The organism is Mycobacterium sp. TH-M11 (genome assembly GCF_057473725.1).
On record NZ_JBYCLD010000239.1, the window covers coordinates 1 to 5,114 of the forward strand.

Annotated in this window: 6 protein-coding genes and 1 pseudogene; 2 read left to right on the top strand and 5 right to left on the bottom strand. The window is 64.2% G+C overall.

Annotated elements, in window-relative coordinates; genetic code table 11:
- On the bottom strand, positions 1-605 hold a 605-nt coding region (locus AC2VOG_RS10015), incomplete at its 3' end, for a DUF2231 domain-containing protein (protein WP_486939747.1).
- Between the two features lie 500 nt (positions 606-1,105).
- Here AC2VOG_RS10015 and AC2VOG_RS10020 point away from each other — a divergent pair.
- Positions 1,106-1,762, top strand: a complete 657-nt coding sequence (locus AC2VOG_RS10020) for a DedA family protein (RefSeq protein ID WP_486939748.1) — start codon at positions 1,106-1,108, stop codon at positions 1,760-1,762.
- A 510-nt stretch (positions 1,763-2,272) separates the two neighbouring features.
- Entirely contained in the window at positions 2,273-2,701 is a 429-nt protein-coding gene (locus AC2VOG_RS10025; protein ID WP_486939749.1) for an anti-sigma factor antagonist, read from the top strand.
- A 3-nt stretch (positions 2,702-2,704) separates the two neighbouring features.
- Here AC2VOG_RS10025 and AC2VOG_RS10030 read toward each other — a convergent pair.
- From AC2VOG_RS10030 to AC2VOG_RS10045, 4 genes and pseudogenes are all read right to left on the bottom strand, one after another.
- A pseudogene (locus AC2VOG_RS10030) lies at positions 2,705-2,839 on the bottom strand (oxidoreductase); the annotation flags it as partial.
- Positions 2,840-2,914: 75 nt separating this feature from the next.
- The gene (locus tag AC2VOG_RS10035; protein ID WP_486939752.1) at positions 2,915-4,048 is read right to left on the bottom strand and encodes an acyl-CoA dehydrogenase family protein; all 1,134 of its coding nucleotides are present in this window, start codon (positions 4,046-4,048) and stop codon (positions 2,915-2,917) included.
- 94 nt (positions 4,049-4,142) lie between these two features.
- A complete protein-coding gene (locus AC2VOG_RS10040) occupies positions 4,143-4,505 on the bottom strand; it encodes a hypothetical protein (RefSeq protein WP_486939750.1) in 363 nt (120 codons plus the stop codon).
- 134 nt (positions 4,506-4,639) lie between these two features.
- On the bottom strand, positions 4,640-5,114 hold a 475-nt coding region (locus AC2VOG_RS10045; RefSeq protein WP_486939751.1), incomplete at its 5' end, for an MAP_0585 family protein.

A 5,114-nucleotide genomic window follows, 5' to 3' on the forward strand; every position in this document is an offset into this window, starting at 1 on the left:
GTGTGAAGTCGCCGACCGGACCGGTCGACGCCGATTCCGGACGCGAACACCAAGGCCCCGCCCAGGTAGCCGGCACTGACTGTGACCCCGTAACCGAACGCGGTGGCGACGATCCCGCGGCCGTACCGTCCACGACGCCTGTTCAACCACGACAAGATGTAGAAAACCGTCGCCAACCCGTTCAACGCACCGTGCACCAGACCGATACGGCGGTCTTCTTCGTGTGTGTGTTGCCAATCCGCAGCGCCGGTGACAGCCGAACCCAGGCTTGCCAGGATCCCGAGTCCCAGCGCGCGCGTCGCGGCGGATCGCGATGCGTCAGCGGTAGCCGCCGTGGACCGGCCGGGCAGCAAACTCAGCGCGTCCAATCCGAGTGCGGTTCCGATCGCACCACTGGCCAACGACGCCAGTGGTGGATGGGCGGGATGTCCCAGCCACACGCCGTTTAGTGCGTTGACGATGCGATCCCGGCTCTTGCCCAGCGCGTTGAAAGCGACACCCAGCAGGTGCTCGAGGCGATAGCTGGGCCGATCGAGCCATTCCTGCCGCTCGATGAGGGAGAGCAACCACGCCCCCGGAGCCCGCGACGGGCGTTCCGCAGACACTTCAACCACGGTATCGGTCCTTCCTCACGTGCGATGACTGACGGACCCGACGCCCGCTGAGTCCCAGAATAATTACAAGTCAAATCATCGGCGACACCGGCATCCGAAACTGCATCGTAATCGAAACGGGACGCGGCTACCGGGCAGCGCCACTAGCTCAGCAGCCAGATCATCCAGCAATTATTCTGATACCCCAACAATTCTGAGATATGTTGTCGAACAATTACTTCAGATACTACTATGGTGCTTATAGCAAATCTTTAGCGGCCGGCGCGCTGATGCCGATCGTCGTGCATTCCACACCCCGGGTCGAAGTCCCATTACCCATCACACGGTGCAGTTTTTACAACTACGCGTTCAGGCGCCACGCTCGGTCGGCGCGACATCTCCGACGCGGCCATCCACGAGCTCCGCGCCGGGCAAGGTGTCGAGTTCCGGCGACCAAGATTCGCCGGCCGTCCGGCCGTCGGTCATGTGGAGCGGTCGTGCATCCTTTAGCCATGACGGTGGATGCCCTGCTGCAATCGGTCCCCCCACTGGCCGTGTACGGCATGGTGGGCGGCGTTGTCGGCCTCGAAAGCCTGGGCATCCCGCTGCCCGGCGAGATTGTGCTGGTCAGCGCCGCATTGCTGTCATCGCGCCACGAGTTAGCGGTCAATCCGATCGGGGTGGGCGTCGCCGCGGTGTTGGGAGCGGTGATCGGCGACTCGACCGGTTACGCGATCGGACGTCGCCTGGGGCTGCCGCTGTTCGACCGATTGGGTCGCCGTTTCCCAAACCATTTCGGTCCCGGGCACGTGCTGTTCGCCGAGCGCTTGTTCGATCGCTGGGGCGCGCGGGCGGTGTTCTTCGGGCGTTTTATCGCGCTGCTGCGGATCTTCGCCGGGCCGTTGGCCGGGGCCCTGAAGATGCGGTACGACAGGTTCCTCGTCGCAAACCTCTCCGGGGCGCTGTGCTGGGCCGGCGGGACGACGGCGCTGGTGTACTACGCGGGCATGGCCGCCGAGCGATGGCTGACGCGGTTCTCCTGGGTCGCCTTACTCGTCGCTATCGCGTGCGGAGCGGCCGCGGCAATGCTGCTGCGCGAGCGGACATCCCGCGCCGTCGCCGAACTCGACGCCGAACACTCCGATGAGTCCGACTCCTCCGCCGCCTAGGAATTGTTAAGAATTCAACTTTTCCGCAATGATTGCGAACCCTTTGCAGCTGCACCCAACAGCCAAGTAGCACAGACTGCAATCCAATTGCAAAACTGGACAAATCAGTCAAAAAGCGGCGCCCGAAGTGGCCTAGTTTACCCACGGTGACCTGTCTGGCCGAGAGTCGGCGACCAGGCCAGGGCCCGACACGCCTACGGCTGGCGCTCTGTAGTGAAACTACATGTCAAAGATCACCTTTCAGGCCTGGTGCGCCGGTCTCCCGACATCCGAAAAACAAGGCTTGACCACTGTCGGGATCGCCCACGAGAGAAAAGAAGTTCGCTTAAGTAAATTGCTACTCACACGATCCTCATACAAATCTCAGCCACCTTTGTGTGGACACCGCCGATACGCTTCTGTTATAAAAGAATGATCTGCTAATTGACGTCGGTCTTAAGCTTCTAGGGCAGGCATCCATATCGCGGCGCTTGGCGCCCATGGATCAGGAGCACTATGAGCACTTCCCTGATGGCTGATTCATCACTTCATCCCTTGATGCTGAGCAGTCGTTTGATTTCCGAACTGGCACAAGCCCACAGCTCGCTGCGAGCGACCACTGAGCGCAGCGGTGAGGCCGTCATCGTCAGCGCCGGCGGCGAGTTGGACGCTTCCAACGATGCCGCTTGGCGACACCTGCTCAGCGAGGCGTCCGCCGCGGCGGGCCCCCCGGGACCACTCGTCATCGACACCAGCGGCCTGGACTTTATGGGGTGCTGCGCGTACGCGGCTCTTGCCGAGGAGGCAGAGCGCGCGCGCGAGCGTGGCGTCGCGGTGCGACTGGTGAGTCGCCAGTCGGTCGTCACGCGGATCGTCCGTGCGTGCGGTCTGAGCGAGCTGCTACCGGTGGACGTCAGCGTGGACGCTGCGCTGGCCGCCTGCACGCCGTTTGCCGACTGAGACTCAGGTCGGGAGGCCGAAGAGTCGGACCACCCCGTGATCGCGCCCGGCGGTGTAGCGACCGTCAACGGCGACGGCCTGAGCGCTGACGAACGACGCGTCGGAGGACACGAGAAATGCCGCCATCGCGGCGATCTGTGACCACGAACGTCCGGGAACGAGCCCGACCAGCGTTCACTACGGCTCTTCCTCTCGAATTCTCTTGCTGTGCAGTCAGAGTCCGAATTGATCGTCGATGAGGCCGAGCCAGATTTGCGCGACGTCCATCGCCACCTTCTCGCTGATGAACGCGTGTTGCGTGCCGGTGTAGATGTCGCGGAACGCCCGCTCGAGTCGGCTGCCCTCGCGGATCGCGGTGGTGCCGGCCGCCAAATGCGCCCACTCGGCAGCCGCACGCGCGGTGTCGGTGGCGTACACCGCCGCCACCCGCATGTCGGCGCGCAACTGGGGCGTGAGGTCGTGACCGGCATCGACGGCAGCCTCGGCGGTGGTGAAGGCATCGAGGACGAGCAGGCGCGCGGCGCGCCACGCAGCAACGTGGTGGGCAAGCCCTTTCTGGAACGTTTGTCGGGTGGCCAGCGTAGCCATGTCGCTCATCCGCACCTTGGTGGCGGCCAACTCCTCGACGTCGTCGAGCATGCTCTTGGCCACGCCAAGCGCAAACGATGCATGGCCGGCGGCGGTGACCGGCATCAGGCCCATCCGGCCGGCCGCCGAACTCCCGCGCACGGGGTCGCGGACAAACAGCGGGATCGTCCGGCATTCCGGCACGAATACATCGTTGACGCTGTAGTCGTAGGAGCCGGTTCCCTTGAGCCCCTGGACATGCCATCCATCGGTGAACGTGACCTCATCGCGCGGCACGAATGCCACCCGCATCTCCGGGATACCTTCACTGACCCAACGCATTTCCCCGTTGTCCATCGGAAAGAAGCCGGCTCCGATGTAGCTCGAATGCCCGGTGCCGGAACCGAAGCTCCATGCGCCGCTCAGCTGATAGCCGCCGGCGACCGCCGTGCCCTGACCGTTCGGGAAGTACTGGCCGCCGATGGTGATGTGGTTGTTGTTCCGCGTGAATACCTCGGCGAAGCCGTCGTCGGGAAGATACGTCGCGGCCGCAAAAGTCGAGGGCAGGTTGGCGATGCCGATCCAGCCAAAAGATCCATCCTGCCAGGCCATTTCGATCCAGGTGTCGATCATCTCCTGAAATGTCGGCTCAACGCCGCCAGCCGCTTTCGGATTGAACGCGGGCATCAGATCGCACGCCCACATCGCGTCGACGATCACCGGCGACAGTGTGCGTAAACGCTCGGATTCGCCGGCCTCCTCGCGGACCAGATCGCGCATGCCACGCGCCCGATCGACCACCGACACATCAGCCACCGGCGCTAGTCCTCTCGGTCTGCTGTCGTACATCATCGGCGATGAACACCTGGTCGCCTCACCGATCGGCTTCCGGCCATACTTCGCTGGTCGGAAAGACTCCCTGATTGCGGCCCGACCACTCTTTCACCCGTGCCTTCTCCGCGGCCCGCGCTTTGGCTTCCGCCTTCTTGCGCGCCGCGTAGCTGTCGGGATCTTCGTCTTCCTCGTCCTCGGGGTCGTCATCGACTTCGAAGAGGACCTCGTACCACCGTTTGTGGGGCTGCACCCGCGTTTCGACGTCGCCGGTCGGCGTCGCCCGCTTGACCTGAATGTTCTCCAGGCCTGGATCTCGACGGGAAATGAACTCCTCGAGCGCCTCCCCTAGCTCGCGTCCGGTGAGGTTGATGTCTGCCAACGCCCTGCCTTGGTACATAGCCACGCGGGACATCTTGCAACGGAATCGGCACGCGTGCATTCTTTTCCGCTGCGTGGCGTGCCAACGCGCTCACGTCGCGACCGCTGACCTCCTGCCTCAGACCGAAGGCGTGAAGCAGGAGGCCAGCGCGCTTCCGTTTAGTACAGCGGAATCCACACACCGAAGAACCAGAAGCCCCATCCACCAAATGCGGGATTGAACACGGGATTCGCGTTGTACCCGTTGTAGTTGAAGGGTGCGTAATACTGCTGACCCCAGCCGATGTCGTGCGCTGGGCCGTTCCACGGCGTGTTCCAGCCGCCGGGGGGCGGTGGACCGTTCCAGCCTCCCGGAGGCGGTGGGCCATCCCAATTAGGTGGCGGGCCGCCCGGCGGAGGTCCGTCGTTCCAACCAAAACCGCCCTGTGGTGGCGGAGGCGGCGCCCCGTAGCCCGGCGCGTTGAAGCCGTGCGGTGCGTCACGCGGGCCACCCCATTGCGGACCACCCCTGTCAAAGTGACCACGTTGCACGTACGGCGGTGGAGGCGGACCACCAGGGCCACCAGGGCCACCGAAGCCCGGACCGCCCGGGGCACCGGGCCCAGCGGGACCACCCGGGCCTGGGGCACCCGGA

What these genes read in the sequence shown, in the direction of transcription:
- AC2VOG_RS10020 (WP_486939748.1), top strand. Translation starts at nt 1,106, where the DNA reads ATGACGGTGGATGCCCTGCTGCAATCGGTCCCCCCACTGGCCGTGTAC.
- AC2VOG_RS10025 (WP_486939749.1), top strand. Translation starts at nt 2,273, where the DNA reads ATGGCTGATTCATCACTTCATCCCTTGATGCTGAGCAGTCGTTTGATT.
- AC2VOG_RS10035 (WP_486939752.1), bottom strand. Translation starts at nt 4,048, where the DNA reads ATGCGCGATCTGGTCCGCGAGGAGGCCGGCGAATCCGAGCGTTTACGC.